Genomic DNA, 19,302 nt, shown 5'->3' on the forward strand with positions numbered 1-19,302 from the left:
ACACTTTGATCAGTCACTTACATCCAGATCAACTGTGATTTTCACTTCGTATTCTGGATATTTGGACTTAATCTTGTTTAGTATATTATCGCGAACCTGTATCCTGTCCGGGGCATCGAAATCCACGATTATATCGAATAGCATCAGCATCTTCTCTTCATCCAAGTAGAATCCATGCATCTGCAGCACGAACTCTTCCGACATCACAATTCTCGTGATATCGCTCTTGATTCTGAGCGCCTTATCATCAGTCGTATTCATCGAATATACACCGACTGTAGCAATGGCAATACCATATTTCTTATATATCTTTTCCTGAATCAGCCTTGTGAGTTCATCAATCGTCGCAGCTGTATAAGTATCTGGAACTTCGATATGAACCTCGCCAATCACGGTATTAGGTCCATAGTTATGAAGTAGCAAGTCGTATGCCCCATTTATCCCATCTATCTCTAGGATTGTATCTTTGATTTCTTTCGTAAGCCCACTATCTGCTCTTTCTCCTAGAATCTTACTTATGTTCTCTCGGAGCATATCTATACCGGCCTTTATGATGAATGCTGCTATAAATGCACCTAGATAAGCCTCAAGGCTTATGTCAGATACAATGTAAATTCCTGCTGCTACTAGTGTCGAAATCGAGATAATGGAATCAAATAGCGCATCACTCCCTGATGCTACAAGAGATTCTGAATTAATCTTGATTCCAACGGATTTTACATATCTTCCGAGTAGCAGCTTCACAGCGACTGCTGCTCCTATTATCACTAGTGATACGCTCGAATATGACGGTGTTTCAGGATGTAATATATTCTTTACAGATTCCTGAAATGCTGTAATACCGGCATAGAGTACGATTACCGCAATAACCATTGCTGTAAGTTCTTCATATCTTCCATGCCCCAGAGGGTGATGTCTATCGGGTGCTTTACCAGCAAGACGAGTTCCCACAATTGTAATAATCGAAGATAATGCATCGCTCAGATTATTTAGAGCATCCATGACGATAGCGATGGAGTTAGTAGCAGTCCCTATAACTGCTTTAAAACCCGCCAAAAGCACGTTGGCAATTATCCCTATTACACTTGTCCTAATTATTATTCTATTTCTATTAGTCTGTTCATTCATAAATCTAAAACCTCCACAAGTTTATCTCATCCAATCACACTTTTTCAATATAGCTATTCACTTAACTTGCTGTTAGCTTTGCTTTGAAATTTGTCATTCGAGATTATAAATCTCTCGTGTGTACCCTCTCCGATTTTATCTTTCTCGTCAAATGCAGATACCCTGAACACCAATCTCCGCCCAGAAGCCTCGATGAGTTCGGATTCGCATCTCACGCGCATTCCGATAGGTGTCGCAGCTAAGTGCTTGACCTTGATACTCGTCCCTACAGAACCCTTTCCTTCATCAAGTTCAGACTTAACAGAATCAGCAGCTGTTCCTTCCATTAGCGCGACCATCGCAGGTGTTGCATACACTTCTAAGTCTCCGCTCCCCATGCTCCTCGCTGTGAGCTCCTTTGTCACGATAATTTCCTTAAAACCTTTAATTCCTGTATCCATCTCTGTTCTCCAAACTGTTATTATATGCTTGTGCCTAAAATCCTTCAAACAAATTATAGAATTAAGTGCATTCGAGTGATTAGTATATGATGCTAAACATAGAGCCTAAAATGCCCTTCATGTAAGCATTTAATCACCCTTCCTACGATATCACCACCTTCTCCACATGGCAGCACGACCGACTGGCTGCTAAACGCATTATTTAGAATCCTAACATCGTGTTCACGTCTGCTCTTTAGCCTTGCAGCAGGGAATCTGTGCTCGGTCTGCATTAACGGATAGTTCCCTTCTGAAACACTAGCCTTCTCTAAGCTCCAGCGAACATCACTTGCCCCAAGCGCCTTAAGCACTTGGATACTCATGTGATTATATGCGTTTAATCCATAGTCCGCAGTAACTTCCGCTCCTATTTCTATCATCTTTCGTAGCCAGCCGAGATTTGATATGAAGATGCCTCTCGTAAGCGCAAGTTTTACCACCCACTCATAATTTTCCTGTAAAATCTGTTCCTCGATTCCCTTTGTCACGCTTCCTATATAAGGGACTATTTCTGGTGGCAAAGACTCACTACCTCTGCATAGTTCAGTCACTATTCCTGCCATTGGTAGCAGCACTTTATATGATAATCCTGGCACTGCTCCAGTTCTTGAGCTAAGAACCGAAGCTCCGCCATCTGCCTCGAAAGTACGCCAATCGTCTATGCTGCTGAAATATAACTCGAAGCTTTGTGATTCCTGAAGTTTTCCGCTCTGCTGTTCTTTATTTATAGTCCCAGATCGTCCTAGCAAATCATGAAGTTCAGAGATGACGAATTCTATATCAAACTCATTTCTTCTAAACTCTAACGTCTTACTAAGTTCAGATAGGCAGCATCTACGAAGTGAGTTTAACTCCGAAGTCTTTACCCTAATCTGGGAATCGCCTATTATTCTGAGTTCACTTAGTTCAAATGGTGTATTCCCAGTCTTCGAGAGTGCCGTTTCATATCTCTCAACCGGTGTTGGGCTTTCATAATCGAAGTCAAAAGGTCCAGCCTCCACACTTACACTCTTCTGCATGCAGCTTGGCCATCTGTCATCGTCCGGTAGCTTTACTGTGTGTGATTTAAGCACAAGCATATTCCCTTCTATATTCAAGGTCATATTGATCTTACGGCGACGCTTAACTTTTCTGGTGTCCTCATCTTCAAAGAAAGTTGCCCCCTTATACGACTGCCGTGCAACTTCAAGTTGAGACTTCTTAGAGGTCCTGCGTACTATATCACCAACCGATATATTTCCTCTAAAATCTCCAATTCTATACCTCTCAGTACCCAGTTCCTTAACGTAGCTCAGCACCGTGCTTGATAGAGGTGCATCTCCTCTGCCATATATCTCGGCACCATCTCCGATCTCTGGTTCTCTACTAGTAACTATATCCACTAGTGTCGATCCCTTCTTAGTAGCAATGACGCTACCCATATCAAGTCCTTGATTCTTAACGATATCCCCAGACATAAGGCTATTTCCGCTCTCACCCCTCAGATATGCATCGGTAAACTCTCCTCTATTAAATATCTGTAGAAGCGCCTCCCTGTCTTCATTCGAAACTTCTATATATCCCTCATCTTGATACATATCTATGTATTTGCGATATATAGAAGTCACGATTGCTACGTACTCAGCCGATTTGAGCCTACCCTCGATCTTGAAGGAAGCTGCACCGGCAGCGATGAGCCCGCCGAGTTCATCCAGAAGGCACATATCGCGCGGGCTCATCGGGTGGCTCGCCGCCGCGAGCCGCCTGCCGTCCTCGCCGTAGCTCCTATATGCGAGGCGGCAGGGCTGCGCGCAGCTTCCCCGATTGCCACTCCGGCCTCCATAATATCTGCTGTATTGGCACTGGCCGGAGTAGCATATGCAGATGGCGCCGTGCACGAACACTTCGACCTCAAAATCCGAGACACTATCTGATCCGATCCTGCATATATCCTCGATTTCTGGCAGGGCCAGCTCACGAGCTACCACTACGCGCTTATAACCGAGCTCGTGAGCTACCTTTGCGCTATTTGCATCTGTGATAGTCGCTTGTGTAGACATATGTAGCTCTAGGTCTGGAAGCGCTCTACGAACCAGTTCACCGAGTCCAAGGTCCTGCACGATAATCGCATCGACTCCGGAATCATGTAGAAATGAAGCATATCTAAGTGCAGTCTCAAGCTCATCATCACTTAAAAGAGTATTCATAGTAACATAAACCTTCACCCCACGTTTATGAGCATAATCTAGCGCTAGCACTAATTCATCATCATTAAAATTTTGAGCGCCAGCACGAGCATTGAAAAGCTGCCCACCAACATATATCGCATCAGCTCCATTCTCTACAGCAGCCAGAAATTGCTCCATTCCCCCTGCCGGAACCAAAAGCTCTACTTTGTTACTATTTATGTTTCTTCGTTTACTTTTAGCCCTCTCCATACCGCCATTCTCTGTATATCTCTACATTTTACAATCATTTAATCTTTTATTAATTACAATATATCACTTTATTATACACTCTTAATCGTATTTTATAATTATTAATCACAGAAAAAAGCAATAAAAGACCGCACACAAGTGGATGCGGTCTTGACTGAATTGTATATATGTAAGTCTAGCATATATATTATATATAAGCTAAGTTACTTAGCCTTGTATGCTTCGAGCCCTGTACGAATCAGCTGACAAGCTCTCTTGATATAGCTACTCTCTAGAACGTAAGCAATGCGAATCTCACTCTTACCATTTCCCAATGTCGAGTAGAATCCAGCAGCAGGTGCAAACATGACAGTTTCATTATTATCCCTATACTCAGTAAGCAAGAACATTAGGAAATCTTCAGCATCATCTATAGGAAGATCAACCATCATATAAAATGCCCCACCAGGCTTATGACATATTACATCGGGAATTTGCATAATTTCTTCATATGCAGTATCCCTTCTCTTGCAATATTCCTCATTCATCTCTTCATAGTACGAACTAGGAAGCTTAAAAAGTTCAGTAGATCCAATCTGCTCTAGTGTAGAAACACAAAGCCTTGATTGTGCCAGCTTGATTATTCCTGTCATTAATTCTTCATTTTTAGACGCCACAAATCCTATTCTAGCTCCGCATGCAGAAAATCTCTTTGAAACAGAGTCGATAACAATCAAGTTTTTCTTTAACTTATCTATATTAGCAAAGCTTCGCGGCTTAATACCATCATATACATATTCTCTATATGCCTCATCTGCAATCAGCCAGAGATCGTTTTCAATAACAAAATCTGCTATTATATCCATCTCTTCAGCTGTAAGCGCAAGTCCTGTTGGGTTGCCCGGATTAATACAGACGATGACCTTGGTTTTATCTGTCAAGGCAGCCTCTAGCCTGTCTCTGGATGCGTACCGATATCCTTCCTTTGAGCTTGTTGGAATCGGGCATATGCTTCCACCTCTTACGAGTGCAAAAGTCTGATAATTGCTATAGAACGGTTCTGCAATAAGAATTTCATCACCAGGATCTATAATTGCGGTAAATGTCATAGTGAGAGCCTCTGAAGCACCCATGGTAACAACGATATCCGTAGGTTTATATTCAATGCTGTACTCTCTCTTATAATAGTCACAAATAGATTCTAGGAACTTGATGTCACCTTGAGACTGCTCGTACATAAGAACATCTTCATCAAAAGCGCGAACAGCATCCATAAAACATTTAGGCGTCTTTATATCAGGCTGTCCGATATTTAAATAATATATCTTAACGCCAGATTCCTGAACTTCAGTTGCAATAGGGTTAAATTTCCTAATGGGCGAAAATTCCATCGCCTGTGAATTTCTGCTTAATTTCATATACCGCATCTCTTTCTGTAAAAATAAATAATTATTTTCTCAATTATTTATATTGTAGCACAATTAAATCATTTTGTACCCATTTACGTACATACTATAACTTTTAATTTAATTATCGTACTGATTAAAAAATCAAATAGCTTTTTAGTACTGTGAATATTTTGCTTCCGCCCTGCTTAGCCCAAGAGTCATAATAAAGGTAAACAGTAAATAAATACCTGCAGCTAGTACATATGGAATAAGGGTTCCATCACGATTAACTATACCTTGAGATACCTTCATCATCTCAGCTAACGTGATAGTCGAAGCGAGAGCCGTGTCCTTGATAAGCGTAATTACCTCATTTGAAATCGGGGGAATTACTATGCGGAACATCTGTGGAATTACCACTTTAGCGAGAGTCTGCCTCTGCGCAAATCCTAGAGAGTAAGCCGCTTCATATTGTCCCTTATCTATGCTGTTAAATCCTCCTCTATATATTTCAGCAAAGTATGCCGCATAATTGATCGCGAACGTCAGCACAGCTGTTGGAAATGCCTCCATACGAATTCCAAGCTGAATAGGGAAAAAGAAATAAAAGAAGAACAATTGGAGCATAAGCGGTGTTCCTCTGAATATAAATACGAAAGTCTTACAAAACCACCTCAATGGGGCAATCTTACTTTGTTCTCCGAGGCATATCGGTAGTCCAAGTGGTAGCGACAAGACCAACGTTAACGCGAATAACTTTAGCGATATCAGTGCCCCGCTAATCAATACCGGCATAATCTCCTTTATGTAAGCCATCATAATCTCCTTCAACATCTATAGCCAATGCCAGCTAGGCATTGGCTATGCAAATTAGATATACTAACAATATTCCTATTTATCATATCCTTCAAATACCACCAAATCCTTACCAAACCATTTCTCGCTGATTTTCTGGGCTTCACCACTATCAATAATCTCTTTGAAAGCCTTATTGAATTCTTTAGTGAGTTTCTTATCACCCTTTCGGAAGCCTACAGCATAGTAGTCAGCGCCGAAGTTAAATGGGGACTCATATAGTTTATCCTTGTTTTCATTGTTATAAATCGCATAAACTTCATCGATTGCTACCGCTTTGATACGACCTGCCTTCATATCTAGGATAGCTTCGTCATACGTCTTATATTCTGATATATTATTCTTAAACTCATTGTACTTATCGTTCTTCTTGATAACCTCTAGTGCAGATGAATCAGCTTGTGTACCAATTTTAATATTCTTAAGATCATCGGCACTATTGACTTTCACATTTGGATCGAGTGACATGATTAGTATTCTATTCTTAAGATACTTGTTTGATAAAGACATACTTTTCTGTCTGTTAGAAGTTGCAGACATGCCGTTCCACACGCAGTCGATGTTCTTTGACTTGAGTTCCCCCTCCTTAGCGGACCAATCGATGGGTTGGAACTTAACCTTAATTCCCATCTTCTTAGTAACAGCTCTAGCTAGGTCAATATCAAAACCGACTAGCTTATCAGCTTTGTCCCTAAATCCCATAGGCGCAAAAGTATCATCGAGACCAACGACAAGTGTTCCCTTATTCTTGACATATTCAAGGTCAGATTTTGAATTAGTTCCACATCCTGTAAGTCCGATTGATGTCATAATAATCAATGTGAAAGCAATACATCTAATCATGTTCTTTACCACTATTTTATTTTTCATAGCTTCTCTCCATTACATTTCTAGTTCTTAATAAAATTTAAAATTCTTCACTATTAATACACATCACTACTTGTTCGTATCAGACTAAGCTTCTATCATCTTCCTAAATATACATATGTAGGAATCATCTCTACTGATTAAAACCTAATCTAAACAATCCGCTTTCAATTTAGCACAGTAAAGTAGTAATGTGATAGTGTAATGTTAGCATCTGTTACTATGCATGTCAACGGGTAATTTTAAACATTATTTACTTGTACATATTTTATCGATGATAATTTTTTTACACACATTAAATAATAAATTTGTATTTTTATCGATAATTTGAGCTTATTTTTTGTTTCTATTGACAACGTATTAAATTTTCTTGTATAATACCAACATTCGAAACGAGAAATTTAACCGGAGGAACAAAAAATGCCTAAAAAGGAAGTAAAAAGAGAGTCTTGGGGTAGCTCGATGGGCTTTATGCTCGCTGCTATAGGGTCTGCCGTTGGACTTGGAAACATGTGGGGATTCCCATACAAGCTGGGAATGAACGGAGGCTTTGCCTTCCTAATACTTTATTTATTACTAGCTGTATTCGCAGGATATGTACTGATTATGACTGAGCTTTCTCTCGGAAGAAAGACACACAGCTCTATCATCCTCGCTTATAGAGAGGTGAGCAAAAAGTACACGATCGTAGGATGGTTCGGTGCACTCGCTCCATTCTTCATACTCGGATTCTATTCATATCTAGGTGGATATTGTCTAAAGTACACTATAGCGAATCTCGGAGATTTATTTGGTGCAAGCTGGGGTGTAAACGGCTTATCTGGTCCTGAGTACTTTGCAAGACTATCAGCAGACCAGACTCAGTCAGCAGTTTATACAGCTATATTCCTTGTTTTAACAATAATTGTTGTTGCACGTGGTCTATCTGAAGGAATAGAAAAATTCAACAAGGTAGCTATGCCTGCACTTTTCGTAATGCTACTTGTTATCATCATAAGAAGTGTAACTCTTCCTGGTGCTTCTGCAGGTCTCTCATTCCTGTTCAAGCCTAACTTTGAAGTATTCAAGGGCACCGGCTGGATAACAGTTCTTGCCGCAGCAGGCGGTCAAGTATTCTTCTCGCTATCCCTCGGTATGGGTATCCTTGTAACATATGGCTCATACATGAAGAAGGAGCAAAACATAGAGAAGAGCAGTTTGGTTATACCTTTTGCCGATACAGTAATCGCACTTATGGCTGGTCTTGCTATCATGCCTGCAGTATTCGCAAGTGGACAGAGTCCACAGGGTGGTGCTGGCCTTCTGTACATGACTCTACAGACAGTATTTAATGGCATGGGTAAGCTTGGTCCTATATTCGGTGTGCTATTCTATGGACTCGTAGTAATAGCAGCTATCACATCGTCTATGTCAGTACTCGAAGCAATCATCGGTTCGTTCATCGACTACGGTCTCAAGAAGGGCTATGGAAATCAGCGTAAGAAACTCGCTTGGGGTTTTGGACTAGTTTGCCTCTGCATGGGATTGCTCGTTGCATACGATGGTCTTGGGAAGTATCTTCCACCTATGTTCGGAAAATTCAGCTGGTTAGATGGTTTCGACCTCCTTGCAGAAGGTGTACTGATGCCAATAGGCGCATTCATAACTACTATCATATTTGGTTGGATTCATCCAGATATGCTTCCTGAAGAAGTACATATTGGCTCTGAGTTTAAGTCTGAGAAGTTCTACAGATTCTGCCTCAAGTGGGTTGCACCTGTATTCACATTCTTCATACTTATAGGTCAGCTTAATACGTTCTTCGGACTAAAGCTATTCTAAGATATATATTTTAAATGAATTTTAGACATCCGTTTCAATAAATTAAGTGAATAATAGAAAACGACCTTCAGCACAAGCTGAGGGTCGTTTCTTGTTTATAGAACACAAATTGCTGAATTGCTTGTTATCTGCCAATTCCATAGATATCTCTTTCAACAATATGCCTTATATGTAGCTTATATCTTTTAGCTACACTTCTAGCAAACCTTCTTATATCTCGCATATACTGCGACTGCTTCGAATCCGCTTCGTTCTTTTTGTTAAAGGTTACATGTTCGTCTGCCATGCGCTTTTCGCGTCCAAACCTATACTTGTTGTTCACCTTTATATCCGCAATTCCATGGTACAAATTCGCCCTTTCCCTGTACAGGTTGTAGACACCTTTCCTCTGGCTTAGCGGTCTGTTCTTAGTAGCAAGAAACTTTGTCGGCCTATCAATATATATAACGAGGCTGTTCTCGCGAATTATTTCTCTATTGGTTTCCTTCAAGATAGAGCCTCCTCCAGTCGCAATCACCTGATGATTTCTAGCGCACACTTCTCGAAGCTTCTTGCTCTCTATATTTCTAAATACTTCGACTCCAGATTTCTCAATTATCTGATTTATAGCGCATCCTTCCTCATGTGCGACCGCCCTATCTATATCTACAAATTTACGTTTCATGGTAAGTGCTACTTGTCTTGATATAGACGATTTACCACTGCCCGGCATCCCAACTGTCACCAAATTAAGCTGTTCTCTAAGGAGCCTCTCCATGACAGATGCAGCGAGCGAATAATCCGGCTCCATATTTCTGCCTTCCCAGATGTCTCTTGCATATATGCCCTGCCATATGAGCATCCCTAGTCCACCGATAGTTTTTATTCCTGCTAATTCCGCATCCTGCATGAACTTTGTTCTATGAGGATTGTATATGAGATCAACCGCCATTTCAGTTTGCTCTAGGCTTTCCCAGTTTACATCACAAGCATCTAGCGGAGACTTACCATTATCTGGGAACATACCAACCGGAGTAGTATTAATTATAATCTCAGCATCTCGCCACTCGTTATCATCGTAATTATATATTTCACTTAGCTTTTGCGAGTTACCAGGCTCACCTATCTGTACTAAACTATCTACTTTATCTCGGTTTCTAGAAACTCTTACAATTTCATTAGCGCCTAATTTTTTCATAGCGTATATAGCCGATAACGATGCTCCGCCAGTTCCTAATATCGCAACCCTTTTACCTGCTACAGTCTCCGCTTTAAACAGCTTCATTAGCCCTAGATAATCAGTATTATAACCTTTGAGTCTCCCATCTGGTAGCACCTTTACTGTGTTTACAGCCTGTATAACTTCAGCCTCTTCAGAAAGCTCATCTAGATGCTCTATCACGGCCTCCTTATAGGGATTAGTTATATTGAAACCGTAAAAACCCGCCATGTGCAGGACTTCTCCTAGCCTTTTACTATCTCGTAGCTCAATTAGGCTATATGCATAGCCACCTATTAGCCCATGCAGCTTCTTTGACAGGCTATGACTTACATTGCCTCCAATCAAGCCATATTTCTTCTCTTCTATAAATACCCCTTGCCCACTCGCCTGCTTTTCACCGATTGTAGCGAGTAGTTTCATAAGGTCCGCTTCTACACTATTTCCCATAAGCAATCTCTCTAATATTCTCGGCAGTACTTGCAATCTCATCAAATTGTTCTGTATCACTGCTTACCAATTTAAATGGAATATTTGTAATGTAATTCTCCATCGTACCGCCTGATATATCTATATATAAAAAATGGAAATCTAAACGACTTCCATTTCAGTTACCATATTACATCCCAGAGCTTAAGCATCCAGATCTGTCTCTTCTGCAACTGTTTCCTCTACTTCAGCTTCACTCTGAACCTCTTCGGCATTCTCGACTTGAGCTGCGTCGGAAGCCAAAGCAGCATCACATTTAATATCTAGTTCAAAGTTTTCAAATGTCTCGCCCTCTTCTTTGTGTCCATCACTTCTCTTGTAAGTTATGAGTCCTTCAGCTATCTCGTTAGTTGCAAGGCTCACAGGTCTCTCTGCTTCAACATCTGTAAGAACTGGCTTACCGTCAATGATATCTCTGGCCCTCTTTGCTGTTAGTACAACCAGTGTGTATCTGCTGTCTGTTAGCTTGTTAAGCTCGTTAATTGCTGGATATAACATCATGATGATTTTCCTCCTGTATTCCCCTCTCGTATTCTCTAACGATTGGCATTATCTTGTTCGGCACACGTCTCCTCTCAGCCATAATTATGGCCTTAAGCTCATACACGGCATCATCAAGCTCGTCGTTGACCACATAGTAGTCATACTCACCAATCAGTTTTATCTCATTAATCGCTTCGTTAAATCTCTTGTCGATTACTTCTTTAGTCTCAGTGCCTCGGTCTATAATCCTCTGGCGCAGCGTAGCGAAATCTGGTGGTAGAATGAACACAAGCACTGCTTGTTCTGGCATCTTCTGTTTTATCTGCAATCCACCTTGAACATCAATCTCTAGAATGACATCTCTGCCTCTTTCAAGCTGTTTAATGACCATGTCCTTAGGTGTACCATAAATGTTATCAAACACTCTCGCATACTCTAGCATCCCACCATTCGCAATCTTCTCTTCGAACTCATTTACCGTAACGAAGTAATAGTCTTTACCATCTACTTCACCTTGTCTTGGCGCTCTAGTCGTCATCGAAGTTGAAAGTGAAATATCTACAGACTCAAGCAATTTCTTGCAAATAGTACCCTTTCCTGCGCCTGACGGTCCCGATATAACAAATAGTCTGCCGTCATTGTGACTCGACTTTCCCATCACTGTCTCCCATATTAAATATTTGGCTAACATTATACCACAAAAACGCTTATCACTCTAGCTATCACAATATCTATTCCGAGGCTACTTCATCTATTCAATATTCTGAATCTGTTCGCGAATTTTCTCTATCTCAGCTTTGAGTTCTAGCATCCATGATGTGATATCCATATCATTTGACTTGGATCCAATCGTATTAGCCTCTCTGTTCATCTCTTGAACTAAGAAGTCAATCTTCTTACCTACAGTCTCTTCATCGCTATTTATAAACGCTCTGAGCTGGTCTACGTGACTGCCGAGCCTCACGATTTCTTCTGTTATATTCGCCTTGTCCGCGAAGATAGCCGCCTCAATGGCAAGCCTCTCCTCTGGAATTTCTACGCTACCGTCTAGAAGTTCAGTGATTCTCGCTTGCAGCCGTTCCTTGTATTCCCCTTCAATCTTTGGGGTTTTCTCTGCTATAAGATTCTTGGTATTTTCAATGATATCGGCCCTGTTGAGTATATCTAGTGCCAATTTTTCTCCCTCAACAGTTCTCATCGCACTAATGCCTTCGAGAGCTTCCTTGAGTGCCGTCATCAGTTCTCTTGTAATTTCCTCTTCATCCTCTGCAGCTGGTGAGGTGGTCAGCACATCTGTCATTCCAGCGAGAAGACTTAATGACACCTGTCCATCACCTGCGAGATCAAAGCTATGCCCTAGCTCAGTAAGCGCATCATAATATAGTTTTGCCGCTTCTAGGTTAAGGTTTACATTCGTTTCACTCTTGCCAAAATTATCTATGGACACACCGATTTCAATTTTACCACGCTTTAGGACTTCCTTTGCAGCCGCTTTTATTTTCTCTTCTGCAAAAGAGTATTTTCTAGGCATCTTTACGGTTATATCGCAGTATCTGTGATTCACAGCCTTAACCTCTACGGTTATACTCCGCTGATTATCGCAATATATGCCTCTACCGTATCCTGTCATGCTCTTGACCACGTATCCACCTCCTCGTGTTTAACCAATTTATTATATCTTTTATGCACTTTAAAGTAAACAATTAGAGCTTTAGTTGCCATATACCTACAAGACCAAAGAATCTTTCAAAAACTCTCTAAAATCTCATGAAAGTTTGTATATACAAAGTTTGTCAAGTCTAGGTGTTAAACCTCTGCACAGCTTGAAAAATGCGGATCTCCGTGATATGCTATTTACCATCGTGTCGTCATCAGAGCAAATTTTTCTGATGTCAGAAAGGAATACGAATTGGCATTTGACGGTATAATCACATCCGCAATAGCATCAGAGCTATCGAACACCATTACGCTCGGCAAGATTGAGAAAATCTATCAGCCGACGGGAGAAAATTTATTAATACAGATTCATACGAGAGAAGGCAATGTAAAGCTCCTTGCCTCGTGCGGTAGCCAGTCTGCGCGCATCTGTCTCACAGATGATAAGTACATTAACCCGATGCAGCCTCCTAACTTTTGCATGCTTCTAAGAAAGCATATTCAGGGTGGACGCATAACAGAGATAAGGCAGCGAGATTCTGAGCGCATCATAGAGCTCGATATTGAGGCTCAGACAGAGCTCGGTTTCACCACCTCCAAGAGACTCATCGTTGAAATTATGGGGAAGCATAGCAACATAATTCTCATCGATATCGATTCTGGCAAAATCATCGATGCGATCAAGAGGATTTCTATAGATGTAAATAGATACAGACAGCTGCTTCCAGGTGTTGTCTATGTGTATCCACCTGAACAGGATAAGACGCCTTTTAAAGCAGCATCTGCAGAGGATTTTACGAACAGAGAAGGTGTAACTCTCAGTGAAAAGCTCATTATGAGCCGCATCTCGGGAATTTCTCCAGCCATCGCTAGAGAACTTCTTTCTGTTGATGAACCTGCCATTCGCCTAGCTGAGATTGCCGAATCTGCACAGACGGGATCATTTACACCTGTTGTATATTTTGATGAAGATGATATGCCTCTCGAATTTCACATAACAGAGCTATCAGAATACCACGAACTAAGGCAGAAGGAATTTGACAGTCTCAGTCATTGTATTGAATTCTACTACCAGCACCGTGCAAGCACTAATATAGTCAAGCAAAAAATAGTACCGCTACACAAAGTCGTGAAATCAGCGCTAGACAAGGCGCTCCTCAAGAAAAAGAGATTATCTGAGGACCTGCTTAAGGCCGAGAATTCGGATAAGTATCGCCTATATGGTGAGCTTTTGACAGCCAACATCCACCTGATTCAAGCGGGTGCTCGATCTGTAGAGGTTGTAAATTACTACGATGGAAGTAATATCACTATTCCGCTTTCGAAAAAACTCTCTGGCGCTAAGAACGCCCAGCAATACTTTAAGAAATATTCAAAGGCTAGAACAGCGATAAAAGAGAAGGCAGCCCAGCTCGAAGAGGTTGAGGCTGATATCATTTACCTTGATAGCGTAATACAGAGCCTTGACTCTGCAAACACTGAGCTAGAGCTGGATCAGATCAGAGAAGAACTATCAGAGACTGGATACATTAGATACCGCGGCAAGCCGATTCAGAGACGAAAGAAACAAAAACAGACACCGCTCGAGTACAGACTATCTGACGGACACTATGTATTTGTCGGTAGAAATAACAAGGAAAACGACCAGCTTACTACAAAGACCGCTAGTCGTACCGATATCTGGTTTCATACCAAGGACATTCCTGGTTCACACGTCATCCTCGTAACTGAATCAGGTGAGTCACTTGAAGATATTTCAGCTGGGACCATATATGAAGCGGCTTCCATAGCTGCCTACCATAGCAAGGGAAAGGATAGCGACAACGTCCCAGTCGACTATACTCTAGTTAAGTATGTCAAGAAGCCTAGCGGTGCGAAGCCAGGAATGGTGATTTTCACGCATAATTCTACAGTTTATGTCGCTCCAAAGCTGTCTGGTTATACTAACAATAACTAGGTTCTTCAATTCATTTAGTTATATGATAAAAATATAAAACCGCTATTATCACTCTAGTTTAGTGATTTTAGCGGTTATTTATTCCTAGTTTGCAGTATTCTAAATGAACAAAAATACCGCGAATTGTCGCGGTATTTGTATCTGATTATTATATGGCGGTGAACCCTCTAAGATACCTATTAACCGAGAAGTGCTCTTACAAACCAAATCTGCTTATTATAATAAGCTATCTGATCCTCGAATATGGATACACCAGAGAACCAACCCTCATTATCGCAAGCATTTCTAAGTTCTGTTGCCTGCTTACGGAGTTCTTCAAGGTCTTCCTTTACGATTCCAAGAGCCTCTTTAATATCGAATTTCTTGGCGTCAATCTCCTTTATCGATGTATTTTTAAGGTAATCAGCCATCTTTACATCAGGAGATGCTGAGTAAATTTTCAGATGCTCTGCAACAGCATCGTAGTATTCAAATATCTCGTTATAGAGGCTTTCAGTAAATTCGTGCACTGCTACAAACTGTGGTCCTTCCACATTCCAGTGAATATTATGAAGTTTAAATATCATAACACCTAGATTAGCAATGTAATTATTAAAATCTCTTTCTAACATTTTGAACCCCCTTTATGTTTAAACCCTTGTAGTTAGTTAAGACTAACTACACTTCGATGTCATACTATCATAAGGTGTCCTATCTAGCAACCGCTATAGAGAATTTTAATCTCCATACTTGATTAATTATAGTTTTTTCTTTTATCAATATTACTCTTAGCTTTGATACCATTGTTAGGTTGCCTGCTGGAATTCCTACGGCTTCTTGATTGCTGTCTTCTAGCACCTCTCGCTTCCTTCTCCTTGCGGCGCCGCGTCTTCTCCTTCATGACAGAAAATCCAAATCTACCCATATCTTCATCATCAAGTCCATAGTATCCGCCATGGTTAAAGGCGATAAGATTCATTCGACCAAAATCATAGCTACCGTTCTCATCTACAAATTCGGCACTGATATGAGCATCTACGACTTCAGCTATAAACATATCATGAGTTGGGTACTCTCGTACTTCCATAACCTTGCACTCAAGGTTGATCGGCGATTCGGCAATCATCGGAGTATCATTGGTCACTCCGGGGATCAAGGTAAGACCGAGTTCGTTAGCCTTGTCGATATTACGTCCAGATCTCACCCCAGCAAAATCAGTTGCTCTTGCGAGCTTCTCAGTGGTAAGGTTTATTACGAACTCTCCATTCTCTGAAATTATCGCATGACTGTACCTTGATTTTCTCACAGAAATATACAGAATAGCAGGGTCAGAATTGATGATTCCGGTCCACGCAATCGTAATGATATTGTTCCTCTCCGTAGTACCTGCAGTCACCATAACAGCTGGCAACGGATACAGCAGTGTGCCTGGCTTTATCTTTATTTTCTCGTTATTACTCATCTGTTCTCCATATCATCCAGCTTGTCCAGCACCTCTTGAAAATACTCAGGTATCTCGCTAGAAAACTCCATGTACTCACCTGTCCTAGGGTGTTCGAATCCTAGTAGTCTAGCATGAAGAAGCTGACCAGTCAGTCCAAAAGGATGTTTCTTCGGTCCATATAGCGTATCCCCAACTAGTGGATGCTTGATAGAAGCCATGTGGACTCTAATCTGATGTGTGCGTCCCGTCTCAAGCCGTGCAGCTACAAGAGTGTATTTACCGTAACGCTTCAGGACTCTAATGTGCGTGACCGCATCTCTTGCTCCTATTCCGTTTACAGCCTTTCTGAGTCTATTGATGTCATCACGACCGATTGGCGCATCTATGGTCAGTTTATCTTTCTTGATGTTATCAAAGACTAGCGCTACATATTCCCTAGTAACTGAATGTACCTTGAGTTGCGCGGCAAGCGATTCGTGTGCACTGTCATTCTTGGCTATCATCAGTAGGCCGCTCGTATCCTTATCAATCCTGTGGACGATTCCTGGTCTAATCGCTCCATTTATGGACGAGAGTGAATCTCCACAGTGATACATTATGGCATTAACGAGCGTTCCACTAGGGTTTCCAATAGCAGGGTGCACAACCATGCCGCGTGGCTTTTCAACTACTATTATGTCTCCATCCTCATATACTATATCGATAGGGACATCCTCAGGGGCAGCGTCGATTGGCTTCGCCTCTGGAATGGAAATCATTATAGTTTCGCCTGACTTGACTTTGTACTTTTTTACTACCTTCTTCCCCGAGACGCTGACTAGACCGTCCTCGATGAGATTCTGAGCGTAGCTCCTAGAGAGGTCGGTCACTTCACCTATGTAAGCGTCAAGTCTCTTACCTTCATCGGATTCTAAGGGGGTAAGACTCTTGACTTCTCTAATCTGCCCATGTGAAGCAGTACCAGGTTGCAACGCTAACTCTTCACCTGTTACATCATGGCTTTCCATATTGCCATCTCCGGCTAAGCTCATATCCGCTTGAGTAGAAGTCTCTGTTCCCCCGTATGCGAAGTTATCCAGCTTCTCTGGTGCAGCATCGCGTATATTCACTTGTTCCTGTCTTGGCTTAAGCATCTTTTCTGTCCCCAATTATTACCCACAGAATCAGAACTGCGCATCCGATCGTAACGCAGATATCTGCAACGTTAAACACTGGGAAGCTCCCCACCGAAATCATGTCCGTCACAAATCCCAGAACAGTTCTATCGATGAGGTTTCCAATTCCACCAGACATTATGAGAAGTACTCCAAACTCTGCGAGCCTCTCTTTTTTCTTTCTGAGGTGTAGTAGGAATAGTATTCCCGCTATCATTGTTATTATAGGCAAAATTACTGTGATGAGCTGCGAGTTCTGGAATAAGCTAAAAGCGGCTCCCCGATTCTGGACGTATGTAAAATCTAATACGCCACGGCAAACGGGGAGCGTTTCTCCAATTTCCATGCGGCTTCTCACAGCGAATTTTGTAATCTGATCTATAATCAGAAGCCCACTCGCTATAATTACCAACATCATGAATCTTCTCTATTCTACTTTAGTATAATAGTATCGTCGATTGAACCCTGTTCCTTAGCAAGGTTCTTAAGGCTCTCACTGAGATCTGAAACTGTAGCCTTTTCAGTATTCTCCTCAGCCTTATCCTCTTTCTTCTTGATAACAAGAGTATCCTGAGTAACTGCAGCTTCATCTCCACCAAATGGCGTCTTGAGCTCCTTGTCGATATCAGGAATGTCACTTCTATCAAGGTCAGGAAGAAGACCATACTCGTCGTTGTCTAACTTTTCCATCTCGAGCTTAAGCATAGCTTTGTAGTTGCTTCTAAGTCTCTCAACCTTCTGTTTGAGTACCAGGTGCTCATCGTTGAGCTTCTTAACTGTAGTTTTTGCTTCTAGAAGCATGCTCTCAGCCTCTAGCTCAGCATCTCTCATCATGAGCTCAGCTCTTCTCTCAGCACTTGCAGAGATATCAGCCATAAGCCTCTTAGCTGTCTCGAGTGTGTCGAGCATAGCTGTGTCAGACTTCTGCGACTCCTCAAGCTGCTTCTCGAGGAACTTAATCTTGTGAGCCATGTTTCTATTATCATTAAGAACCTTCTCATAGTCAACAATTATAAGGTCTAGAAATTCATCAACCTCTCTTGAGTTATACCCCTTTTTGTCACGAGTAAAATCTTTCTTATCGATATCTATTGGCATTATCATAGCATCGGTACCTTCCCTTCTATTTCTCTCTTAATCAAGTATAATTATGGCTTTCGCCTAAAAAACATTCGTTATCAGCCTTATGGCTAACACCTGGAAAACGCGAATTAGTAAAAACGCAATCATCGGCGCCCAGTCTAGACCCATCTGCCCGTGGCCATTCTTATAGATTATCTTTCTAATCGGATTGACAAGCGGACTTGTAAGCTGGGTTCCCATCTGATATAAGCCTCTCATGAACTCACTAGTTCCTGCAAACCAGCTTAACACCGCTGTCACTACAAGCATCATCTGTAGTATTGAGCAAAACCACGTGATGGCTCTTATCAGAACTAAATCCATCAATTACCTCCAAGGGCTGCTTTTCTCGCCAAGCTGTCCACCTTCAGCACTCTCACGGTTAACCTTCGCAGCTATGTCAACATTAGCAGGTGCAAATATGAATATGTTAGATGTCACTCTTTGTACATTTCCATTAAGTGCATATGTTGCTCCACTAAGGAAATCGAACATCTTACGAGCTAGCTCAGTCTCAACATGTTCTAGGTTAATAATCACAGGCTTTCTCGACTTAAGATTATCTACGAGCTTAGTACACTCGTCGAAATTCTTAGGTTCGATTACAAGCATCTTAAAAGGACCTGAACCATTCATCGAATAAGCTTTATTCTGTGGTCCCTTTGAAATTAGTGGCTCAATCTTATCATATGCCGCATCTGACTTGTGAATGCCAGTCTCTGGACGAGATTGACCCATTGGAGCGACTGGTTTCTCGTCGCCTCTCATCTTATCCATTTCTTCAGCGATTTCATCTTCTGAAACTTCGATTTCGTCCTCTGACTCCATTCCGATCGCCGCTTTAAGAGCATCCTTAAAACCCATGACTCTTTCCTCCATTTTACGT

Annotated in this window: 19 protein-coding genes; 2 read left to right on the top strand and 17 right to left on the bottom strand. The window is 41.5% G+C overall.

Going from position 1 to position 19,302, the window contains the following annotated elements:
• Positions 1 to 9: 9 nt before the first annotated feature.
• From QU661_RS06720 to QU661_RS06745, 6 genes are all read right to left on the bottom strand, one after another.
• Complete coding sequence (locus QU661_RS06720) at positions 10 to 1,128, bottom strand: cation diffusion facilitator family transporter (RefSeq protein WP_304989480.1); 1,119 nt, start codon at positions 1,126 to 1,128, stop codon at positions 10 to 12.
• Between the two features lie 53 nt (positions 1,129 to 1,181).
• Entirely contained in the window at positions 1,182 to 1,568 is a 387-nt protein-coding gene (locus tag QU661_RS06725; RefSeq protein ID WP_304989481.1) for a thioesterase family protein, read from the bottom strand.
• 92 nt (positions 1,569 to 1,660) lie between these two features.
• The gene (locus QU661_RS06730) at positions 1,661 to 4,024 is read right to left on the bottom strand and encodes a peptidase U32 family protein (RefSeq protein WP_304989482.1); all 2,364 of its coding nucleotides are present in this window, start codon (positions 4,022 to 4,024) and stop codon (positions 1,661 to 1,663) included.
• A 203-nt stretch (positions 4,025 to 4,227) separates the two neighbouring features.
• Positions 4,228 to 5,421 carry a pyridoxal phosphate-dependent aminotransferase gene (locus QU661_RS06735; protein ID WP_304989483.1) on the bottom strand — a complete coding sequence of 398 codons (1,194 nt, stop codon included), beginning with the start codon at positions 5,419 to 5,421 and terminating at the stop codon, positions 4,228 to 4,230.
• Positions 5,422 to 5,565: 144 nt separating this feature from the next.
• Entirely contained in the window at positions 5,566 to 6,207 is a 642-nt protein-coding gene (locus tag QU661_RS06740; RefSeq protein ID WP_304989484.1) for an amino acid ABC transporter permease, read from the bottom strand.
• A 75-nt stretch (positions 6,208 to 6,282) separates the two neighbouring features.
• Positions 6,283 to 7,116, bottom strand: a complete 834-nt coding sequence (locus QU661_RS06745) for an amino acid ABC transporter substrate-binding protein (RefSeq protein ID WP_304989485.1) — start codon at positions 7,114 to 7,116, stop codon at positions 6,283 to 6,285.
• A gap of 417 nt (positions 7,117 to 7,533) precedes the next feature.
• On the opposite strand from QU661_RS06745, the gene QU661_RS06750 reads away from it, so the two are divergent.
• A complete protein-coding gene (locus QU661_RS06750; RefSeq protein WP_304989486.1) occupies positions 7,534 to 8,934 on the top strand; it encodes a sodium-dependent transporter in 1,401 nt (466 codons plus the stop codon).
• A gap of 124 nt (positions 8,935 to 9,058) precedes the next feature.
• Here the strand turns inward: QU661_RS06750 and QU661_RS06755 are convergent, their stop codons facing one another.
• The 4 genes from QU661_RS06755 to QU661_RS06770 all read right to left on the bottom strand — a co-directional run bounded on the left by QU661_RS06755 (position 9,059) and on the right by QU661_RS06770 (position 12,746).
• Entirely contained in the window at positions 9,059 to 10,582 is a 1,524-nt protein-coding gene (locus tag QU661_RS06755) for a shikimate kinase (RefSeq protein WP_304989487.1), read from the bottom strand.
• Between the two features lie 183 nt (positions 10,583 to 10,765).
• Complete coding sequence (rpoZ, locus tag QU661_RS06760; protein ID WP_304989488.1) at positions 10,766 to 11,122, bottom strand: DNA-directed RNA polymerase subunit omega; 357 nt, start codon at positions 11,120 to 11,122, stop codon at positions 10,766 to 10,768.
• Positions 11,100 to 11,762, bottom strand: coding sequence for a guanylate kinase (gmk, locus tag QU661_RS06765; RefSeq protein ID WP_304989489.1), 663 nt, complete (start codon positions 11,760 to 11,762; stop codon positions 11,100 to 11,102). Before gmk ends, rpoZ begins: the two co-directional genes overlap by 23 nt.
• A gap of 93 nt (positions 11,763 to 11,855) precedes the next feature.
• On the bottom strand, positions 11,856 to 12,746 hold the full coding sequence (locus QU661_RS06770; RefSeq protein WP_304989490.1) for a YicC/YloC family endoribonuclease: 891 nt from the start codon (positions 12,744 to 12,746) through the stop codon (positions 11,856 to 11,858).
• A gap of 267 nt (positions 12,747 to 13,013) precedes the next feature.
• Between QU661_RS06770 and QU661_RS06775 the strand changes: the two genes are divergently transcribed.
• Entirely contained in the window at positions 13,014 to 14,717 is a 1,704-nt protein-coding gene (locus QU661_RS06775) for an Rqc2 family fibronectin-binding protein (protein WP_304989491.1), read from the top strand.
• A 179-nt stretch (positions 14,718 to 14,896) separates the two neighbouring features.
• Here the strand turns inward: QU661_RS06775 and QU661_RS06780 are convergent, their stop codons facing one another.
• The 7 genes from QU661_RS06780 to QU661_RS06810 all read right to left on the bottom strand — a co-directional run bounded on the left by QU661_RS06780 (position 14,897) and on the right by QU661_RS06810 (position 19,280).
• Positions 14,897 to 15,328, bottom strand: coding sequence for a Dps family protein (locus QU661_RS06780; protein WP_304989492.1), 432 nt, complete (start codon positions 15,326 to 15,328; stop codon positions 14,897 to 14,899).
• Positions 15,329 to 15,450: 122 nt separating this feature from the next.
• Entirely contained in the window at positions 15,451 to 16,158 is a 708-nt protein-coding gene (locus tag QU661_RS06785; RefSeq protein WP_304989493.1) for a flavin reductase family protein, read from the bottom strand.
• Positions 16,155 to 17,273, bottom strand: coding sequence for an RluA family pseudouridine synthase (locus tag QU661_RS06790; RefSeq protein WP_304989494.1), 1,119 nt, complete (start codon positions 17,271 to 17,273; stop codon positions 16,155 to 16,157). The genes QU661_RS06785 and QU661_RS06790 overlap by 4 nt, the downstream gene beginning before the upstream one ends.
• Complete coding sequence (gene lspA / locus QU661_RS06795) at positions 17,266 to 17,712, bottom strand: signal peptidase II (RefSeq protein WP_304989495.1); 447 nt, start codon at positions 17,710 to 17,712, stop codon at positions 17,266 to 17,268. The genes QU661_RS06790 and lspA overlap by 8 nt, the downstream gene beginning before the upstream one ends.
• Before the next feature lie 14 nt (positions 17,713 to 17,726).
• Positions 17,727 to 18,398, bottom strand: a complete 672-nt coding sequence (locus QU661_RS06800; protein ID WP_304989496.1) for a DivIVA domain-containing protein — start codon at positions 18,396 to 18,398, stop codon at positions 17,727 to 17,729.
• Between the two features lie 57 nt (positions 18,399 to 18,455).
• Entirely contained in the window at positions 18,456 to 18,740 is a 285-nt protein-coding gene (locus QU661_RS06805; RefSeq protein WP_304989497.1) for a YggT family protein, read from the bottom strand.
• A gap of 3 nt (positions 18,741 to 18,743) precedes the next feature.
• Complete coding sequence (locus QU661_RS06810; RefSeq protein ID WP_304989498.1) at positions 18,744 to 19,280, bottom strand: cell division protein SepF; 537 nt, start codon at positions 19,278 to 19,280, stop codon at positions 18,744 to 18,746.
• Positions 19,281 to 19,302: the final 22 nt, after the last annotated feature.

It is taken from the genome of Mogibacterium neglectum, assembly GCF_030644205.1.
GTDB lineage: Bacteria > Bacillota > Clostridia > Peptostreptococcales > Anaerovoracaceae > Mogibacterium > Mogibacterium neglectum.